Source organism: Psychrobacter nivimaris (assembly GCF_904846365.1).
GTDB lineage: Bacteria > Pseudomonadota > Gammaproteobacteria > Pseudomonadales > Moraxellaceae > Psychrobacter > Psychrobacter nivimaris_B.
The window spans coordinates 25984-45288 of sequence record NZ_CAJHAL010000005.1 but is presented as its reverse complement, the minus strand read 5'-3'; the positions used below and the strand labels follow the sequence as shown (position 1 = coordinate 45288).

Below are 19305 nucleotides of genomic sequence, written 5' to 3'. Positions count from 1 at the left end.
TTGGGCGTTGGGACAAGTTCAAAACGTATATCGATTTAATGTTTTAAAACCATGTAATCAAATCATGATAATAGGAAATAAACCATGAGTACTACTAATGATGACAATTCAGATATAAAACAAGCTGCAGAACAGGTAAATGGTCAGGAAGTTGAGAAAAACTTAGCAGAGAATAAAAAAGTCGACGCCCCTGAATCATTAAGTGAAGAAGAGCAAACGCCTTTTATTGATGATGATCTACGTACTGATAAGTAATCTATAACATCGAACATCGTCCTAATAATTAATAATAAAGCGAGGGATACGCCATGACTATGCAAGAACCAGTAACACCAGTAGCAACGGAAACAGAAGAAAAAGTAATCGTGGATGACCCTGCTGCTAGTGAACTAGAAAACCCTAAAGATAGCTATGCAGGGCGCAAGCATAAGCCTGAAATCGATGGCCCTGAGCAAGACTCGCAAGAGACTGACGAGGTGTATGCTGATCCACGTAAAGAAGAGAATCTTCCAGCAGGTGGCAAGAACGCAGCAGAACTAAATGCCTACGACTTGAGCCAAAAAAGTAATGAGTAAAGGACTATAGGTAACAGCGGGCTAACCAAATCGATAAAATTATAAATATAAAAAGAGGATATGATAATGCAAGCCAAAGACTCAGCAATAGACAAGACAAAGGTACTAGGATCTGACGATCATAGTGCAATTGAGAAAAATACTACTGAGAACAAAGGGACTGATACTTTTGATGAGTCTGTTGTCGACTCAGAACACGTAAATGATAATGACAATCCAGCGCGCCAACCAGATCGTCGCGATCAAGAAGGTAGTACCGCATTTGACGACAATATTAATGAAGATACTGTCGGTAGTGCAGCACCAAAGAGTGAGGGCATTAATGATTTAAATCGTTATGCCAACATTGACAATGCACAAACTCGCATCTTAAACCCTGATGAAAAAGATTAGATAGGTTTAAATCTCGAAAGATATATAGCGTTTCTTGGGTTAGACGAGTAATTATCATAGTAGGGAGTAACAATGAATAACTCACATAATGAAAGCGTCAATAGTGATCATAATTTAAAAGATGCAGATGACAATAATGGTATTGTCCCTGATGATGCATTACAAAAAGCAAATCCAGCCGCAGCAGAAAAGGCGACGGAAGATCATGATCCGCATAATGTCGCCAAGAGCAACAAACAGTATGATAGTCCATTGATGGAAGATAAAAATTAAGAATTAAGAATTAACTATATCGGTAGCTATTAGTATTTGTACATAAATAGGCATCTGTACATAGATAAAAAGGCACTGTGTTTGGTAAGAGTATATAACTCGTATCAAACACAGTGCCTTTTTGCTTCCTATATTTTTACTTTCTACATTATATAGGTAGATATGTTTAGGTAAGGCGTGGGCCTTATGCAGGTGTACCACTATGAAAGCGTAGCTCAGCATCTGGGCTACTGATTAATTCAGCCTCTACTTCCTTAAAGAAAGCGACACGCTCATCGATATTCTCGTCCGATAATGATTGAGCGAGTGCAAGATAATCTTCGAAATGACGGCTCTCTGACTTGAGCAGATAACGATAATACTTCGCTAAGCGTTCATCATTGATGACCTCGGCCAACGCTGCAAAACGCTCACAAGAGCGCGCCTCAATAAATGCGCCAATTATCAATACATCAACCATCGCTGCTGGCTCGTAAGTGCGTTTGTGCTTCAACATCCCCTTAGCATAGCGTCCAGCACTTAGATATTTCCATTCCTGCCCACGCTCATTCATGATACCCAGTACTTGCTCGTAATGGAGCATCTCTTCACGTATCAGCTGTGCGATTTTACGTTGCAAGTCATACGAGAACTCATAACGAAATATTAAATTCATCGCAGTACCAGCGGCCTTTTTTTCGCAGTTAGCGTGGTCTTGAATAATCATAGGTAGGTTTGCAATCGCGGCATCTACCCAAGCTTGTGTGGTTCGCGCACCTAAGAAATTATAAACAGGAGATAAGTCTACCTTTATAGGAGTGCGCAGATGCGTAATATCGATGCTATCTTCTTCAGGCAGCTCTTCTTCAGCACTATTATTTACAGTTTGAGAGATGTTTTCTTCGACAGATTTTTTCTCGATACTATCGTTATCTATCGTATTTGATGTTGATTGTACTGTTTCGAGGTTTTGTTGATTGATAGTCATAGTCTAAGGAAGCTTTATTTATGAATGGTAATACCAGTAATTATATCGTTAGTCTGACCTAGATACGATGCTAAATAACAGACAGTCATCAATAGGTGTTTATTAATAGATAACGGTTAAGCATAATTAAAGGTATCAATGATTACTTACTGTTTATATTAACGTTGCTGCATCTAATTCCCAGATAATGATTATAGCTCCTAGAGTAGGCCACTTATACATTATCATTATTAAACAGCCTAAGTATTTACTTAGTGAATGGTGTTTCCTTGTTAATTTTATTATTTGATAGTAGGATGAGATTTTGCTCTTTAAGCATTTCGTCTTACTTTTATGATTCGCTCCTAGTAAAGAGTAAGTCTAATATTAATAGGTCATCTTTTATTAGAACATAAAAATTGTAGATATATCTTCTCAGAAAAATTAGAGAATCAAAGATTCCATAACGAATGAGATATGAACGTTTAAACCTCACAAGATTAAAAAATCTTAAACAGTTACTGTCACAACTCAGTATTAGTACCCCTCACGAACAGATAAGGATAACAATATGAGCCAGTCTTCTAACACCAATCGTATTCAAAAAGGCAGTCTTGCCATCGATCAGCAGTTATATGACTTTATTGAAAACGAAGTACTACCGAAAGTCGGTGTGGATTCAGACGATTATTGGTCAGGTTTCGAAAAGGTTATTAAAGAGTTTACCCCGCGCAATAAAGCGCTATTGGAAACTCGTGACAAGATTCAAGCGCAAATTGACCAATGGCACTTAGATAATCCTGCAAAAGATGGCGAAATCGACTATCCAGCTTATAAGACATTCCTACAAGAAATTGGTTATTTGCTACCTGAAGGCGAAGCATTTACGGTTGATACCAAAAACGTCGATGATGAAATTGCACACATCGCAGGGCCGCAGCTAGTTGTACCAGTTCGTAACGCTCGTTATGCGCTCAACGCGACCAACGCACGTTGGGGTAGCTTATACGATGCTTTGTATGGCACCGATGTTATCAGCAGTGACAATGGTCAAGAAGCGGGTGGTAGCTATAATCCTACTCGCGGTGCTGCTGTTGTCGCGTATGCTAAAGCGTTCTTAGATGAGCACTTTACACTAGTATCAGGCTCATACACTGATGCTACTGGCTTTAAAGTTGTCGATGGCAAGCTTGAAGTTATGCAAGGCGATAGCAGTACTGAATTAAAAGATGCCGCTCAGTTTGCAGGTTTTGTCGGCGAGGCTGAAAGCCCAACTGGTATTTTGTTAAAAAACAACAACCTACATGCTGAAATCCAAATCGATGGCAGCCATCCAGTGGGTAAAGACGACCCAGCTAACATTAAAGACGTATTACTTGAATCTGCTATCACGGCCATTCAAGATTGCGAAGACTCAATCGCTGCCGTTGATGCCGAAGAAAAAGTAGAAGTGTATCGTAACTGGTTTGGTTTGATGAATGGCGACTTGCAAGAAACCTTTGAAAAAGGCGGTAAAACCCGTACCCGCAAGCAAAACCCAGATCGTGAATACACCACGCCAGATGGCGGCGCACTTATCCTACCAGGTCGCTCGCTACTATTAATTCGTAACGTTGGTCACTTGATGCAAAACCCGGCTATCTTGGTTGATTTGGGTAACGGTCAAGAAGAGGTTTTTGAAGGCTTAATGGATGGTTTGATTACTCCGCTATTGTCTTTAAATGATTTAAAAGGTAAAAACGAGCTATCAAACTCACGCAAAGGCTCGATGTATATCGTCAAGCCAAAAATGCATGGCCCTGATGAAGTCAAAATGGCCAATGATTTGTTTAATGCGGTAGAGGATTTGCTCGGTCTAGAGCGCCATACGCTCAAGATAGGTATCATGGATGAAGAGCGCCGCATGACGGTAAACCTAAAAGAAGCCATCCGCCAAGCCAAAGAGCGCGTTATCTTTATTAATACCGGCTTCTTGGATCGTACAGGCGACGAGATGCATACCAGTATGAATGCAGGTCCATTTGTACCAAAAGGCGAGATGAAGTCGCAAGCATGGCAGCCCGCCTATGAGCAGTGGAACGTCGATATCGGCCTAGAAACTGGCCTGCAGGGTGTGGCGCAGATTGGTAAAGGGATGTGGGCCAAGCCTGATGAGATGAAAGAGATGCTAGAGACCAAGGCGGCGCATCCAAAATCTGGTGCCAGTACCGCTTGGGTACCATCACCGACAGGCGCCACCTTGCATAGCATGCATTATCATCAAGTCAATGTTGCCGACGTGCAAGACAGCTTAAAATCCCGTGAGCGTGCCAGCTTAGATGATATCTTGACCATTCCATTGGCCAAAGATACCAACTGGACAGAAGAAGAGAAGCAGCAAGAGCTTGATAATAACGCTCAGGGTATCCTAGGTTATGTCGTACGCTGGGTAAACCAAGGCGTTGGCTGTTCTAAAGTACCAGATATCAATGATGTAGGTCTAATGGAAGACCGTGCAACCTTGCGTATCTCAAGTCAGCATATCGCTAACTGGTTGCATCATGGCGTGGTTAGTGAGCAGCAAGTGATGGATACGATGAAACGCATGGCCAAGGTCGTCGATGAGCAGAATGCAGGCGATAATGACTATCAATCAATGGCAGATAACTTTGATAGCTCTTATGCATTCAAAGCCGCCTGCGATCTAGTATTCAAAGGACGCGCACAGCCTAGTGGTTATACTGAGCCATTGTTGCATCAAGCACGTTTGGATCTCAAAGCAAACGCTTAGAACAATAGACCAAATATGACAGGTATCTAAGCATATTTGATGAGCAAGTATGCCAGTCAGTCTTGCTCGTTTGTAACTAACAAATGTGTCAAAAATAAGTCATAAACTGTTTTATAAGCGCTATTTGTTTATTGATAAATAGCGCTCTTTTTTGGCATATTACTTAGTATCTATTACGTGCGTTTAAGACTATTAGTAACGGTATTAACCAATATTACTCGTATCTAATTGAGTAAATAGAAGTTTTTTCACAATCGTTCAAATATAAGAAATTATCTGTTATTCGATAACGCGTGTATCGAAAAAGCAAAAAAATATGTTGCAAATTATGTCAAAGTTGTTATGCTTATACTCGAAGTATGAGTTTGGTAACGGATGTTACGCAGTAGGACGCATAAGACTTAAGTTTACATGGCAGTTACGTTGTTTAATCCCAGTCATGTGAGTCATGGTTTTTTATCTTACTGTAATAGAAATTCGCCACACTTGTTTCTGACTAATCTCGGTAGCCAGTTACACATTATATCTTTGAGGATTTGTGACGATACCAATATGGGCGCCAGCTAATAATAGCTTGCTCATTACTAAAATTGTAAAGTGGAGATACCCCATGAAAAAACTACTTTTAGCTACAGCCGTTGCTGCTCTATCTGTTTCTGCAGCACAGGCAGCACCTACCGTTTATGGTAAAGTATTCGTTACTACTGATTACGTTAATGCTGAAATTGATGGTCAGAATATGGATAATAATAACAGAATTAATGAAGACAACGGTTCATTACAAGTTAATTCTAATCTTTCACGTTTAGGCTTCAGAGGCTCTGAAGCGATAACGGCCAACACTGACGTAATTTACCAATTAGAGTACGGCGTTAAAGTTGATGATAGTGGTAGCGATAACATTGGCTTCAAAAGTCGTGATACTTATTTAGGTTTAAAAAATAAAGACTTCGGTGAATTCCGCTTTGGTCGTAACTACACAGTCATTGACTATATCAATAACGTATCAGTTAATGAAGGTTATTGGGATAATCTTGGCTCTAGTACTCTGAACAACAACGACAGCTTTGCTAATATTTTGACCCCGACCGTTGGTAACCGTATCAATAATTCAATCGTTTGGAAAGCGCCTAAATACAATGACCTACCATTAGCGCTTGCGCTGATGTATGGTGCTGATGAAGACTTTATATCTGAGAGTGATCGTGACGCAGGCTATGGTGCCTCATTGATGTTTGATCCAGGTACAGGCATTACCGCTGGTATTGCTTATGAGCAAGACATGAGTGTTAGTGGTGATATTATCCGTGGCAGTGCTAGCGTCGATTTAGGTAAATATATCGCAGCTCCTGTAAAGTTAGGCGTTCTATATCAAGAAGCTGACTATGCCGGTACTACTACTGCAACAGAGGACGGTTTAGTGGTGAGTGCTGAAATGGGTCTTTCGAATTTTGCCCGTCCAGCCTCTGTTTATATTCAGTATGACAAAACCGACAATATCAGTGGTCTTGAGAATAATGACTCAAATCAAGTCGTTGTAGGTGGCAAATATGCGTTTAAAAATAATATGATCGCTCATGCCTATGCTGGTCTAAATTCAGCGGAATTAAACAATGGTCGTTTTGGTTCGAGAGACGAAGACGGCAATGTTAATGAAATCGACTTACGTGGTGATATTGATGTACTCGCTATCGGTGGCGGTCTAGAATACTTATTCTAATCTAACCATTAGAATCTAAATAAAAAACTCATCCTTCGGGGTGGGTTTTTTTGTTTTGTAATCAATACTGTGTCTTGAACAACAGCGTGTCTTAAATAACAGAATCCGTAAAATTAATAATAACATTTGTGTAAATTTTGGTTTTTTCACCTTACTGTAATATTTGGTTGGTAAAGTTGTGTCTAAGTAATGCTTCTAGCTCATATATATAAATGTTCTATAGGGTAGTCACCCTGCCATTATATATATCGGCCAATCTTAACCAATTTATCAAAAAAATTGTAAAGTGGAGATGTCTTTTGAAAAAACTATTTTTAGCCTCATCAGTCGCAATGCTATTAGTATCTACAGCTCAAGCGGCACCGACTGTTTATGGCAAAGCATTTGTTACCGCCAACTATGTCAATGCTTCATTCGAACGAGAAGCTATGGACGATAGTAGTATAAGCATTAATGAAGACAACAGTTCAGTAGAAATCGCATCAAAATCTTCACGTATTGGTTTCAAAGGTTCTGAAGCCATGACTGCCAATACTGATGTGATCTACCAATTAGAGTATGGAATCAAGGTTGATGATAGTGGCAGCAGTAACATCGGTTTTAAAAGCCGTGATACTTATCTGGGTCTAAAGAATAAAGACCTTGGCGAATTCCGCTTTGGTCGTAACTACTCAGTCGTTGATTATATCGATAATGTCACGGTCAATGAAGGTTACTGGGACAATGTGGGTGCTAGTAGTTTAAGCAAAAATACACTAGCCAATGCTTTAACCTTAGCTGATGGTTACCGAGTTAATAACTCTATCGTCTGGAAAGCGCCTAAATACAATGAGTTACCATTAGAGCTTGCGTTGCAGTATGGTGCTGATGAAGACTTTATATCTGACGATAATAGTCGTGACAGCGGCTATGGTGCCTCATTACTATTTAATCCAGGCAATGGCTTTACGGCTGGTGTTGCTTATCAGAGTGATCTGGCTACTAAAAATCCCAGTAGTACTAATACGGGCGGCGATATGATCCGTGGGACGGCTACTGTCGATCTAAGTAATTATGTTGCTTATCCAGTAAAAGTGGGCGCTCTATACCAACAAGCTGATTTTGATGATACTAATGAAACTGAAAAAGGATTGATATTAAGTGCTGAGATGGGTCTAAGTAACCTCGCTCGTCCAGCCTCAATATATGCACAGTACAATAAAACGGATAACTTAAGAGGCATTAATGAAAATAATTCAGATCAAATCGTCGTAGGCGGTAAATATAGCTTTAGAAAGAATATAATTGCACATGCTTATGTCGGTAATAACACTGCAGACTTAAAAAATGATCTTTTCATTGCTGGTCAAGATGACGGTGATAAAGATATTCTTGTCAGAGCGCGTGGTGATGCTAGCGTCTTCGTGGTCGGTGCTGGTCTAGAATACAAATTCTAATCTAAACATTAGAAAACGTATTATAAAAAACTCATCCTTCGGGGTGAGTTTTTTTGTTGTGACCTTTTTAAAGCCGCAGTGGGTTATAATAGCTACGTATTTACGATGATTACGCACTTATGACAATTAAGCGTTAAAAACTGAGTGTTTTAAAGAGTTTGCGCTTTTGCCCTATATTTTGTAGCGTATTTTTAGTAAAATCCTTCTTTACCAATTACCGACAGAGTACTATGACCAAGTTTATATTTGTGACCGGTGGGGTAGTGTCCTCACTAGGAAAAGGTATTACCGCAGCCTCTCTTGCCGCAGTCCTTGAAGCACGTGGCGTGAGCGTGACGATGACTAAAATGGATCCGTATATCAACGTCGATCCAGGTACGATGAGTCCGTTCCAGCATGGCGAAGTGTTCGTCACCGAAGATGGCGCTGAGACCGATTTGGACTTGGGCTATTATGAGCGCTTCTTACGCCACTCTAAGATGAGTAAGAGCAACAACTTCACCAGTGGTCGTATCTATCAAAACGTTTTGAATAAAGAGCGCCGCGGTGAATATTTGGGTGGTACGGTACAGGTGATTCCGCATATCACTGATGAAATCAAAAGTAAAATTCTTGCCAGTGGCGAAGGCTATGATATCGCCATTATCGAGATTGGCGGTACGGTCGGTGATATCGAGTCACTTCCTTTTATGGAAGCGGTACGCCAAATGCAAGTAGAGCTTGGACGCAATCGCGCTATGCTCATGCATCTAACGCTGGTGCCTTATATCGCTAGTGCTGGTGAGACCAAAACTAAGCCAACGCAGCATTCAGTAAAAGAGCTGCGCTCTATTGGCCTACAGCCTGATATCTTAATCTGCCGCTCTGACCATCATATCTCACAAGACAACCGTCGCAAGATTGCGCTATTTACTAACGTTGAAGAGCGTGCGGTCATCATGTGTGAAGATGCACAGAGTATCTATCAGATACCGCGTACATTACACGAGCAGGATCTTGATGATCTCATCTGTGAGCGTTTCGGTCTTGATGTGCCTGAAGCTGATTTGAGTGATTGGGACAAAGTTGTTGAAGCTCAGTTGAATCCAGAAGGAACAGTGACTGTTGCGATGGTCGGCAAATATGTCGAGCTTCCAGATGCTTATAAGTCTATCAACGAAGCATTGCTACATGCAGGTATCACGCATAAAGTAGACGTGAAGATTGACTACATCGATGCTGAACGTCTAGAAGATGATGATACTTTACTTGCTCAGCTAAATGATGCTGATGCTATCTTAGTACCAGGCGGTTTCGGTGAGCGCGGTACGATGGGTAAGATAAAAGCCATCACTTATGCTCGTGAAAACAACGTTCCATATTTAGGCATTTGCCTTGGTATGCAGTTGGCAGTAATTGAGTATGCACGTAACGTACTTAATATTAACGCCAACTCTTCTGAGTTTGATCGTAAGACAGCTGAGCCTATCATTGGTCTGATCACTGAGTGGTTAGATGAGCGCGGCGAGCTACAGATTCGTAGCGACGATTCAGACCTTGGTGGCACGATGCGTCTAGGCGCACAGCAAGCAGAGCTGGTTTCTGGTAGTAAGCTAAGCCAAATTTATGGTGCGAGCAATATCACTGAGCGTCATCGCCATCGCTATGAGATGAATAACCGTTATATCGAGCCGTTAGAGCAAGCAGGTATGACCATTTCTGGTTATTCTGCCAAGCAGCATTTGGTAGAGTCGGTTGAGATTTCTGAGCATCCATGGTTTGTTGCTGTACAGTTCCATCCAGAGTTCACTAGCTCACCACGTGGTGGTCATCCACTGTTTAATAGCTTTGTAAAAGCGGCTAAGAACCACAGCGAAGCAAAATAGCTCTCAAAATGTAATCTATATTGAAAGCGTTTATTATAAAAAGACTGATCTTCGGATTGGTCTTTTTTTTGCTTAATCCAAACTGCTAGTAGTTATTAACAAGTCAATATCCTCATTAATAATCTCTAATTACGCTTGCATACTTTTTTTAATCAGCCTATCGGTTACAATATGGGATAGAGATATTTATAACAAAATAAGAGGTAGTGGCTTCATGGAAAATTTATTGACCGCACAATCACATATCACGCTCAACACTCCTAATAACGATACGATTAAAATTGGTAACGACCAGCCTTTTGTATTGTTTGGTGGTATGAATGTTTTAGAGTCTAAAGAATTGGCATTTGAGATTGCTGAGCAGTATGTTGATATTTGCCAGCGCTTGGGTATTGGCTATGTTTTTAAAGCGAGCTTTGATAAAGCCAACCGCTCAAGTTTGCATTCGTATCGTGGGCCCGGTTTAGAGCAGGGTATCGATTGGCTAGGTCAGATCAAAGAAAAATTCCAAGTACCGATTATCACTGATGTGCATGAACCACATCAAGCAGCACCAGTCGCTGAAGTGGCTGATATTATTCAGCTACCTGCATTTTTGTCACGTCAGACGGATCTAGTGCATGCGATGGCAAAAACAGATGCCATTATTAATATCAAAAAGGCGCAGTTTTTGGCCCCTCATGAGATGCGTCATATCGTCAATAAGTGCCTAGAGGGTGGTAATGATAAGCTCATACTTTGTGAGCGTGGTAGTGCCTTTGGCTATAATAATTTAGTCGTGGATATGCTTGGTTTTGATACTATGAAGCAGATGGATATCCCCGTATTCTTTGACGTGACGCATAGCTTACAACAGCCAGGTGCACGTAGTGATAGTGCTGGTGGACGTCGTGAGCAGATTACAACGCTTGCCCGTGCAGGTATGGCTACAGGGTTGGCAGGGTTGTTTTTAGAAGCGCATCCAAACCCAGAAACTGCAAAGTGTGATGGTCCATGTGCGCTGCGTATGAGTCAACTAGAGCCTTTCTTACGTCAGCTTAAGCAAATTGATGATTTGGTCAAAGGTTTTGAGGTATTGGATACTCATTGATACGGTACGTGTAATAAGAGGGCTATATAATGGCAATTCAGATGGCGCAAGTAAGCATCGAAAATATCGATGATGCAGAAGGCTTAAATAGCGTAATGACCGCGCTTAAGAATATCTCAGGCGTGACGGCTATTAATTTGGATCCTAAGCATAATGTCGCAACGGTAAGTTATGATGATACGGATACTAGTATCCATGCCTTAACAGCAGCGATTAGTATGGTGGACTACGTGACTCAGCCATTTCCGATTGATTCACCACAGAACCCGCACCATAACGATTTATAATCACAAATAGCTATTGCTATAAATTTGTTGATGCGCTCTTTTACGTTTTTATTAATAAGTTACTGTCTCGTTAATAGCATCTCGTTAATAAAGCAACAACCAAACAGTCTTGTTGTCGAGGATAATAGGGCTTATGCTTATTTAATGTAGCTTTGATAGTTGCTCTTACTTTGATAACTTAAAAGGTGTCAAAGTAAGTATTAACAGAATCACTATTAGAGTTGCTCATTACTAATAAAAATAAGGAGCCCAATATGGCAGATCAAACACGTATTATTAAAATTGACGGTATGACTTGTGGCGGATGCGTAGCAAGCGTACATACGGCAACAGCCGATATTGATGGATTAGAGACTATTACTGTTGACCTCGCTGATAACCTAGCGACGATAACCTTTGATGATAGCAAAACCAGTGCAGAGGCTATTGCTTCAGCTATTGATGATGCCGGATTTGAGGCGACAGTTGCTAACTCATAAATCTCATCACTTATTTACAGAACCAGCTAACATGTTATTACAAGCATGATAGCTGGTTTTTTAATGATTAACGATTACGAGTATTCAGTCTCGATACTTTGATACTTTGATACATGGCTACTTTGTCTAAAATACTCATACTGAATACAATATAACCCAATTGCTTTATTTGAATTGTTTGCCCACCCACGGATATTTTATCGTGGTTCCTACAAATTTATAGGCACCATGACGAGTTTTATTTATGAACGATACCACCCGTACTACCAAAGATGAGTCTTATGATGTCGAAACTGATGTTGAGTCCAACACGCCACTGACACCGCAACGCGCGCATTTGCAATTGGCGATTGATGGCATGACTTGTCAGGCCTGCGCCTCAAGAATCGAGAAGGTGCTTAACAAAAAGCCTGCGGTGTATGAGGTAAGTGTGAGTTTTGCTGGCGAGACTGCCAATGTCGATTATGATCCGACCCAGACGACGCCCGAACAGGTGACAGAGTGGGTGAATAAAACAGGCTTTGTGGCTAATGTACAGGCAGCCGATAGCTTATTTGCTCAGACTGACGAAGATACCGCCACTCAATACCCATGGCGTTTGATCGGATTATGGGTTTGTTTGGTGCCATTTTTGGTGGGTATGGCAGGTATGTTGACGGGTTTTGGTATGGCGTGGATGCCGCTAGTCTGGGTGCAATTTATTTTAGCAACAGTGGTACAGTTTGGTTTAGCGCTACCGTTTTATAAGAGCGCATGGGCATCTATAAAAGGTGGCCTTGCCAATATGGATGTACTGGTGGTCATTGGTACAGTGACGATATGGGCATACTCGACTTACCTTTGGCTCACGCACGGCGATGGTACTTTAAACAGCCTATTGCAAAGTGGGCATCTGGGCGAACACGGTGCTAGTAACAGCCCAGCCGTATATTTTGAAGCAGGGGTGATGGTCATTGCCTTTGTGCGTACAGGTAAATATCTTGAGGAACGTACCAAGAAGCACAGCCTAAACAGTATTGATTTATTATTGTCATTGACACCTGATGAAGTCGAGCAGCAGCAGCCAAATGGTGATTTTCGTAACATTGCACTGTCTGATGTACAAACAGGCGATATCTTGCGTGCCAAGCAAGGCAGCCGTGTCGCGACCGATGGCATCGTCACAGATGGTAGTGGCTGGTGCGTGGAGAGTCACTTAACAGGAGAGTCAATAGCGCTCAAAAAAGAAGCGGGCGATGGATTACTGGCAGGTGCTTTGGTGGAGAATGGCAGTTTGCTCTATCGTGTGAGTGCCAAGGGTAGTGACACCAAGCTTGGTGATATGGTACAAGCCCTGAGTGATGCGCAAGGCTCAAAAGCCAATCTCGCACGTCTCGCTGATCGAGTAACGGCTATTTTTGTACCTGTAGTGGTAATGATTGCGTTGGTTACTTTTGGCCTGACATGGTGGCTGACAGGCATGATCGATACTGCCTTGATGCACGCCGTATCAGTATTGGTCATTGCTTGTCCTTGTGCGCTTGGTTTGGCCACGCCAGCAGCCATCATGGCAGGTATGGGGGTTGCTGCGCGTCACGGTGTTTGGTTCAAAGACGCACAAAGTCTTGAGGCGGCAGGTAATATTGATACAGTGGTGCTCGATAAGACAGGGACGCTGACCATTGGTAAGCCGACTATCGTCGATCAGGTCATGGTGGATAAGTCACTGGCCGTTGACGATGTATTGCAAATTGCAGCCAGTGTCGAGGCGCACGCCAGTCATCCACTAGCAACAGCTCTCGTCAATACGGCTAAAGACCGTCAATTAAATCTATTTGATGTGACTGACATCAGTGTGATAAAAGGCGCTGGTATACAAGCAAATATCGAAGGTCTTGGGCTGATAAAAGTGGGTACGGCAGAGTTTGCGAACTTGACGTTGCCAAGATTCATGCCAAAAGTATGGCAAATTGCCAGTACCGTTGCGATTAGTATCAATGATGAGCCATTAGGCGCATTCGCTTTAGCTGATGACTTAAAGGCAGATACCCCGCAAGCAATCACTGCGCTACAAGATGCTGGTATAAATGTGATCTTGATGAGTGGTGATAAGCAGTCGGTTGTCGACCATGTGGTAGGGCAGTTGGGCATTGATAAGGCTTATGGCAAGATGAGTCCGCGTGACAAAGCTAGCCAAATTGCATTATTGCAAACGGCTGGTCATAAGGTGGCAATGGCAGGGGATGGCGTCAATGATGCGCCAGCAATGGCCACCGCTGACGCCAGTTTTGCGATGTTTGAAGGGACTGATGTCGCGCAGCACAGCGCTTCTGCCCGTCTAATGGGTGAGTCGCTCATGCATATCGATGCGGCACAAAAAATCGCTCAAGCGACGCTACGCAATATCAAGCAAAATCTGTTTTTTGCCTTTATTTATAACTGTCTCGGTATTCCGCTTGCTGCGTTTGGGTTTCTAAATCCGATGATTGCAGCGGCCGCTATGGCGCTTAGCTCCATCTCAGTACTTATGAATGCACTACGATTGACACGGTTTAAGACAGAGGTTGCGCTTGAGAATACGGTATCTACTATGGATAAGAAAAGCAGTTTGGTAAAATCATCACTGAAATAGTCGCTCTGATATGTCATAGACACAGACAATCGCGTTGCACTAGACGCCGCTAACCCTGATTATATTTATGACCGCAAGTCAGTGTAAGATAAGGGAAGTTTGGCAAAATATATGCTATGATGCCAAGCACGATAGCCAACCGTTAATCTGTTCAATAAGCCTTCCTTCATATGTAAATACAGCCATATGGCAGAAAGGCTTGAAGGGATTCTAGGTATATTGGCTATATGATATTTTTCTTTATCTTTTTTGTATGCTAGCTGCCGTTATTTATCTCACAAACTTGGCATGACCAAAGGAATTAACAGACATTATGTACGCTGAAGAAACCAACAACGTCACCGCAATTAAAGACATTCGCGCTCGTGAAATTTTAGACTCGCGCGGCAACCCAACTATCGAAGCTGATGTGATCTTAGCTGACGGTACTGTCGGCCGTGCTGCTGCTCCAAGTGGCGCATCAACAGGCTCACGTGAAGCGCTTGAGCTACGTGATGGCGACAAGACCCGCTTTATGGGTAAAGGCGTCAAAAAAGCCGTTTCTAATGTCAACAGTCAAATCCGCAGTGCCTTGATTGACAAAGATGTGACTGAGCAACAGGCTATTGATGATGCCATGATTGCGCTAGATGGTACAGAAAACAAAGAAAGCTTGGGTGCTAATGCCATGCTAGCTGTGTCACTTGCGACGGCCAAAGCGGCAGCCAAGTCACAGAATCTGCCATTGCATCAATACATCGCCAATCTACGTAATCAAACGTCGTTGACCATGCCTGTGCCGATGATGAACATCTTGAACGGTGGCGAGCACGCGGACAACACGGTTGATATCCAAGAGTTTATGATTGAGCCTGTAGGCTTCACTAGCTTTTCAGAAGCGCTACGTGCTGGTACAGAAATTTTCCATAGCTTAAAGTCAGTATTAAAATCACAAGGTTTAAACACTGCCGTTGGTGATGAAGGTGGTTTTGCACCAAACCTACGTAGTAATGAAGAAGCTATCACGGTTATTATGCAGGCGATTGAGCAGGTTGGCTACAAAGCTGGCGAAGATATCCATCTTGCGCTAGATTGTGCAGCTAGTGAATTTTACAAAAACGGTCAATACGTTTTGGCAGGTGAAGGTAATAAAGCCTTTGATAGCCAAGGGTTCTCAGACTATCTAGTTGGGCTGGCACGTCAGTATCCTATTATCTCTATCGAAGATGGTCTTGATGAGTCGGATTGGGATGGCTGGAAATATCTGACCGAGCAGATTGGTGATAAAGTCCAATTGGTTGGTGATGACTTGTTTGTAACCAATCCTGCAATCTTGCAAGAAGGTATTGATAAGCATATTGCCAATGCTATTTTGATTAAATTTAACCAAATTGGCACCTTGTCAGAAACGCTAGATGCGATTTATATGGCTAAGAAAAATGGCTATGCAACCATCATTTCACATCGTTCAGGTGAAACGGAAGACAGCACCATTGCAGACTTGGCAGTTGGTACAGCGGCAGGCCAGATCAAAACTGGCTCGCTATGCCGTTCAGACCGCGTAGCGAAGTACAATCAATTGCTACGTATCGAGCAGCAAGTACGCGCAAGCTATCGTGGCCGTGAAGAATTTATCGGTCTACGTGGCTAAGAGTTTGACTGGCTCTTTGGCGTGTAACATACGTTAAAAAGCCTAGACTCATCAGCTGAAGTCAATACTTGGGCGATATATAATCATTTGTATATCGCCTAATCAGCTTAAATTTTACTATCCTCTTTTATACCGTTTGGCGTTATCACCTTATGAAATATTTTAGCCAATTTATACTACTTGCTTTAGCCGTTGCAGTGCTTTTAGGATTGCAATATCAGTATTGGTTGGGTGAAAATGGCCGTTTTGAACACAATAAGTTGACAGCTCAAATTGAAGAGCAACAACGTTTGAATGACAATCAAGTTGCAGCAAACAAATTACTACGCACCGATGTTCAAGATTTAAAAACGGGACTTGAGGCCGTAGAAGAGCATGCTCGCTTAGATTTAGGTTTAATCAAACCCAATGAGACTTTTGTCCAAGTATCCACCGCACCCACCACGCACAGCAACTATTAGCTTTATAAATACACTAGCTTTTACGAATACACTAATTTTTACGACATGAATTAATTTTCATGATGCAGCATCATAATGTTGTTATCTGACACCATTCATCACACTTAACACCTGCTTTATTCCTCTTTACATATACTGTCATGGGCTCAAACCATGAGTACACTACTATGAATACAACCCCTAATATACATGCCATGATCGTCGCAGCTGGTCGCGGCAGCCGTTTTGGTGCGTCTATCGCCAAGCAATATACAATGCTAGAAGGTCAGACGCTGTTGCAGCATAGCGTGACACGACTTGCTTATAGTGGTCATATCGATAATTGTCTATTGGTTATATCAGCCGATGACAGCACGGCTCAACAATTAGAGTTTGCACTTCCTATAAGCTATGCAGTCGGCGGAGCAGAGCGTTGGCAGTCAGTACAAGCAGGCGTTGAAGCAATTAGTCAGACAGGTGCTGATGATTCAGATTTGGTGCTTATTCACGATGCAGCACGTCCTGCTGTACCAAGTTCAGATATCGATCAAGTGATTGAAGCAGCGATGTTGGAGCCTTACGGCGCTATTCTAGCGACACCAGTGGCCGATACGTTAAAAGCTTCCTATCAGCTAGCTACCTCCGTAGAAGAGAGTCGTCCACATTCTTATACCAAATCTACTATCGACCGTAGCAATATGTGGCAAGCACAAACCCCGCAAGTATTCCGTTTAGGTCAATTAAAAAAAGTCCTAAATCATGTGTTTGAACATCAGCTAAGCATCACAGATGAAGCCAGTGCTTTTGAACAACTAGGTTTACCAATACGCTTAGTATCTGGTAGTCGCCAAAATATAAAACTGACCTATCCTGATGATGCGGTACTGTTAACAGCGATTATGGCGCTTCAGTCTTAGTTTCAACTCTGCTTCCGCTAACGAGCATCAGCTTTACTCCTTTTATACTTAATGGTGGTCATGATAAGAATTATGGCTTCAGTAGCCACTATATCCTCGTTAGACTTTTCTGTACTATTCTAAAAAATAATCTATTACTAAAACCTATACCGAGAATATATATAATCTACTTTGGAATATAATATGGTTATTACATATGTTTTTTGTGTCTGAGCGGGCCTATGTCCAGTAATAGGTTGCTTTAATGACCAAACTAACCTATGATGTAACTAACTTAATACAATTAATATAAAAACTTATAAAATCAATAATATATCAGACCGATTCATTACGCTTAGTTATGTTGTCTCTATATTTTTTCTGAAGTTAGTATGATTGTTTTAGCGACATTTACCTGATAATAGGGAGAAGCTGATTGTCAACAATCAACGATTCAACAAATCCAGTAACGCCAGATCTCTGCCAGCTTGTATATATAAGCCGGATTACCTCTACTGGTCTTTCAAGTCCTAGCACGCTTAATGATATCTCAGAGACCGCGGTTGAACGCAATCAAATAGATAATGTCACGGGTATTCTTTGCTATGGCAATGGCTACTTTTTACAGTGTGTCGAAGGATCAGAGCAGGCACTAACCAATCTCAAAAATCGTTTGTTGGTAGATGATCGACATAAAGAGTTAAAGATTTTAGATTTTTCTGAAATTACCAAACGTCGATTTGCCGGTTGGTCATTACGTTCGATTACCCTTGAGCGTTGGATGACTAAAGAGCCTGAGCTTAAAAAGTTAATGCCATTTAAGCCGTATGAGTGGGATTCTAATGAGTGGCAGAAGTTCTTAGACATATTGCAGGGCTACTATGAAGAGCAAACGAGAACAGGTAACGTTGATACGCCTCCTGTCAAATACAGTACGCTAGGGGTGACTTTAAGTAAAGTTGTAGGGCAGCATCAGGCGTTCTTTTTAATCCAGACGATATTGGGATTGATGATAGTGGCTACGTTGCTATGGTTACTACTGTAATCGATAGATATGAATAAAGTTGCCCATTGAGCCTAGCTATATTTTATAATTGATAAGACAACCAAATAGAAAAAGCCAGCATCAATTGAATGCTGGCTTTTTTATTTAAAAGAATAAGTTGGCTCTTAATGAGAGACATAAAAAAACCCAGTTCATAATAAATTATGAACTGGGTTTTTGGTGGTACGCTTGTTAGTCTAATCTAATGCTAAGCAATAGTGCTAACAAGTGACGCCAAATAGTGGCGTCCCCAGGGGGATTCGAACCCCCGTTACCGCCGTGAAAGGGCGGTGTCCTAGGCCTCTAGACGATGGGGACTAGTAACAACACTTCAACTGCTTTCACCATTTATGCTGAAGTGGTGCGTATTTTAATAGCGTCGGCGCTTCCTGTCAAGCCTTTTTCTACGTCTTTTTAAAATTAAATATCTTTTTTTAATTGCGCGCCGAGGATGTAGGTCATTTCGCTTTAAATGATAGCGAATCCATAAAGAAGTACAGGCGCTAATCGTCAATGCAAGCAGCATATAACCGAGAATGGTACCCCATAACTTGAGCTGTGGATCCATAATAAAGTCCCTCCTGTTAATCTTGATAATGCTTGCTATCAAGACAGTGTGAGCAACTTAAACCATCTATAGGATATAACCACATCGCTTAAGAGTGATATTTTATCATCAGACAGTTATTCATATCCAATAGAACAACTACGTCTGTCATCACTAAAATAGTTCCGTCTATTTATTATGATATCAATCATATCCCTATTGATTGCCAAATCAAGATGTCAAAGTCATCAAGTATTACAAATAGCACTATTATGTATGATTGGCAATATAGGATATGTGAT

17 protein-coding genes and 1 tRNA gene are annotated in these 19305 nt (G+C 41.7%); 16 read left to right on the top strand and 2 right to left on the bottom strand.

The genetic code is table 11. The features are described 5' to 3' along the window. The first annotated feature begins 84 nt into the window (after positions 1 to 84). From JMX63_RS03645 to JMX63_RS03630, 4 genes are all read left to right on the top strand, one after another. Positions 85 to 255: a hypothetical protein gene (locus tag JMX63_RS03645; RefSeq protein ID WP_185156594.1), complete on the top strand. Its 171-nt coding sequence runs from the start codon at positions 85 to 87 to the stop codon at positions 253 to 255. Between the two features lie 53 nt (positions 256 to 308). Beyond that, positions 309 to 575, top strand: coding sequence for a hypothetical protein (locus JMX63_RS03640; RefSeq protein ID WP_201571011.1), 267 nt, complete (start codon positions 309 to 311; stop codon positions 573 to 575). 66 nt (positions 576 to 641) lie between these two features. Beyond that, on the top strand, positions 642 to 968 hold the full coding sequence (locus JMX63_RS03635) for a hypothetical protein (protein WP_101205163.1): 327 nt from the start codon (positions 642 to 644) through the stop codon (positions 966 to 968). Positions 969 to 1040: 72 nt separating this feature from the next. Next, positions 1041 to 1241 carry a hypothetical protein gene (locus JMX63_RS03630; protein ID WP_201571010.1) on the top strand — a complete coding sequence of 67 codons (201 nt, stop codon included), beginning with the start codon at positions 1041 to 1043 and terminating at the stop codon, positions 1239 to 1241. Positions 1242 to 1425: 184 nt separating this feature from the next. Here JMX63_RS03630 and miaE read toward each other — a convergent pair whose 3' ends face one another. Next, positions 1426 to 2208, bottom strand: a complete 783-nt coding sequence (gene miaE / locus JMX63_RS03625; RefSeq protein ID WP_201571009.1) for a tRNA-(ms[2]io[6]A)-hydroxylase — start codon at positions 2206 to 2208, stop codon at positions 1426 to 1428. A gap of 550 nt (positions 2209 to 2758) precedes the next feature. Here miaE and JMX63_RS03620 point away from each other — a divergent pair. The 12 genes from JMX63_RS03620 to JMX63_RS03565 all read left to right on the top strand — a co-directional run bounded on the left by JMX63_RS03620 (position 2759) and on the right by JMX63_RS03565 (position 18456). Continuing rightward, the gene (locus tag JMX63_RS03620; protein WP_201571005.1) at positions 2759 to 4957 is read left to right on the top strand and encodes a malate synthase G; all 2199 of its coding nucleotides are present in this window, start codon (positions 2759 to 2761) and stop codon (positions 4955 to 4957) included. A gap of 610 nt (positions 4958 to 5567) precedes the next feature. After that, on the top strand, positions 5568 to 6677 hold the full coding sequence (locus JMX63_RS03615; protein ID WP_101206298.1) for a porin: 1110 nt from the start codon (positions 5568 to 5570) through the stop codon (positions 6675 to 6677). A 299-nt stretch (positions 6678 to 6976) separates the two neighbouring features. Further along, complete coding sequence (locus JMX63_RS03610; RefSeq protein WP_068036869.1) at positions 6977 to 8113, top strand: porin; 1137 nt, start codon at positions 6977 to 6979, stop codon at positions 8111 to 8113. A 230-nt stretch (positions 8114 to 8343) separates the two neighbouring features. Beyond that, complete coding sequence (locus JMX63_RS03605) at positions 8344 to 9978, top strand: CTP synthase (RefSeq protein WP_201571003.1); 1635 nt, start codon at positions 8344 to 8346, stop codon at positions 9976 to 9978. A gap of 214 nt (positions 9979 to 10192) precedes the next feature. Next, positions 10193 to 11068 carry a 3-deoxy-8-phosphooctulonate synthase gene (gene kdsA / locus JMX63_RS03600; RefSeq protein ID WP_201571001.1) on the top strand — a complete coding sequence of 292 codons (876 nt, stop codon included), beginning with the start codon at positions 10193 to 10195 and terminating at the stop codon, positions 11066 to 11068. A gap of 29 nt (positions 11069 to 11097) precedes the next feature. Beyond that, the gene (locus JMX63_RS03595; RefSeq protein ID WP_201570999.1) at positions 11098 to 11355 is read left to right on the top strand and encodes a heavy-metal-associated domain-containing protein; all 258 of its coding nucleotides are present in this window, start codon (positions 11098 to 11100) and stop codon (positions 11353 to 11355) included. Positions 11356 to 11609: 254 nt separating this feature from the next. Next, positions 11610 to 11834: a heavy-metal-associated domain-containing protein gene (locus JMX63_RS03590; RefSeq protein WP_057761178.1), complete on the top strand. Its 225-nt coding sequence runs from the start codon at positions 11610 to 11612 to the stop codon at positions 11832 to 11834. A gap of 244 nt (positions 11835 to 12078) precedes the next feature. After that, positions 12079 to 14445 carry a heavy metal translocating P-type ATPase gene (locus tag JMX63_RS03585; RefSeq protein ID WP_201570997.1) on the top strand — a complete coding sequence of 789 codons (2367 nt, stop codon included), beginning with the start codon at positions 12079 to 12081 and terminating at the stop codon, positions 14443 to 14445. A gap of 313 nt (positions 14446 to 14758) precedes the next feature. Beyond that, the gene (eno, locus tag JMX63_RS03580) at positions 14759 to 16075 is read left to right on the top strand and encodes a phosphopyruvate hydratase (protein WP_057761174.1); all 1317 of its coding nucleotides are present in this window, start codon (positions 14759 to 14761) and stop codon (positions 16073 to 16075) included. Positions 16076 to 16227: 152 nt separating this feature from the next. After that, positions 16228 to 16536 (top strand): FtsB family cell division protein, encoded by a 309-nt coding sequence (locus JMX63_RS03575; protein WP_201570995.1) that lies wholly within the window; start codon positions 16228 to 16230, stop codon positions 16534 to 16536. A gap of 167 nt (positions 16537 to 16703) precedes the next feature. Next, entirely contained in the window at positions 16704 to 17432 is a 729-nt protein-coding gene (ispD, locus tag JMX63_RS03570; RefSeq protein ID WP_227673225.1) for a 2-C-methyl-D-erythritol 4-phosphate cytidylyltransferase, read from the top strand. Positions 17433 to 17847: 415 nt separating this feature from the next. Beyond that, entirely contained in the window at positions 17848 to 18456 is a 609-nt protein-coding gene (locus tag JMX63_RS03565; protein ID WP_201570992.1) for a BLUF domain-containing protein, read from the top strand. 242 nt (positions 18457 to 18698) lie between these two features. Here JMX63_RS03565 and JMX63_RS03560 read toward each other — a convergent pair. Further along, a tRNA-Glu gene (locus JMX63_RS03560) sits at positions 18699 to 18774 on the bottom strand. Between the last annotated feature and the right edge of the window lie 531 nt (positions 18775 to 19305).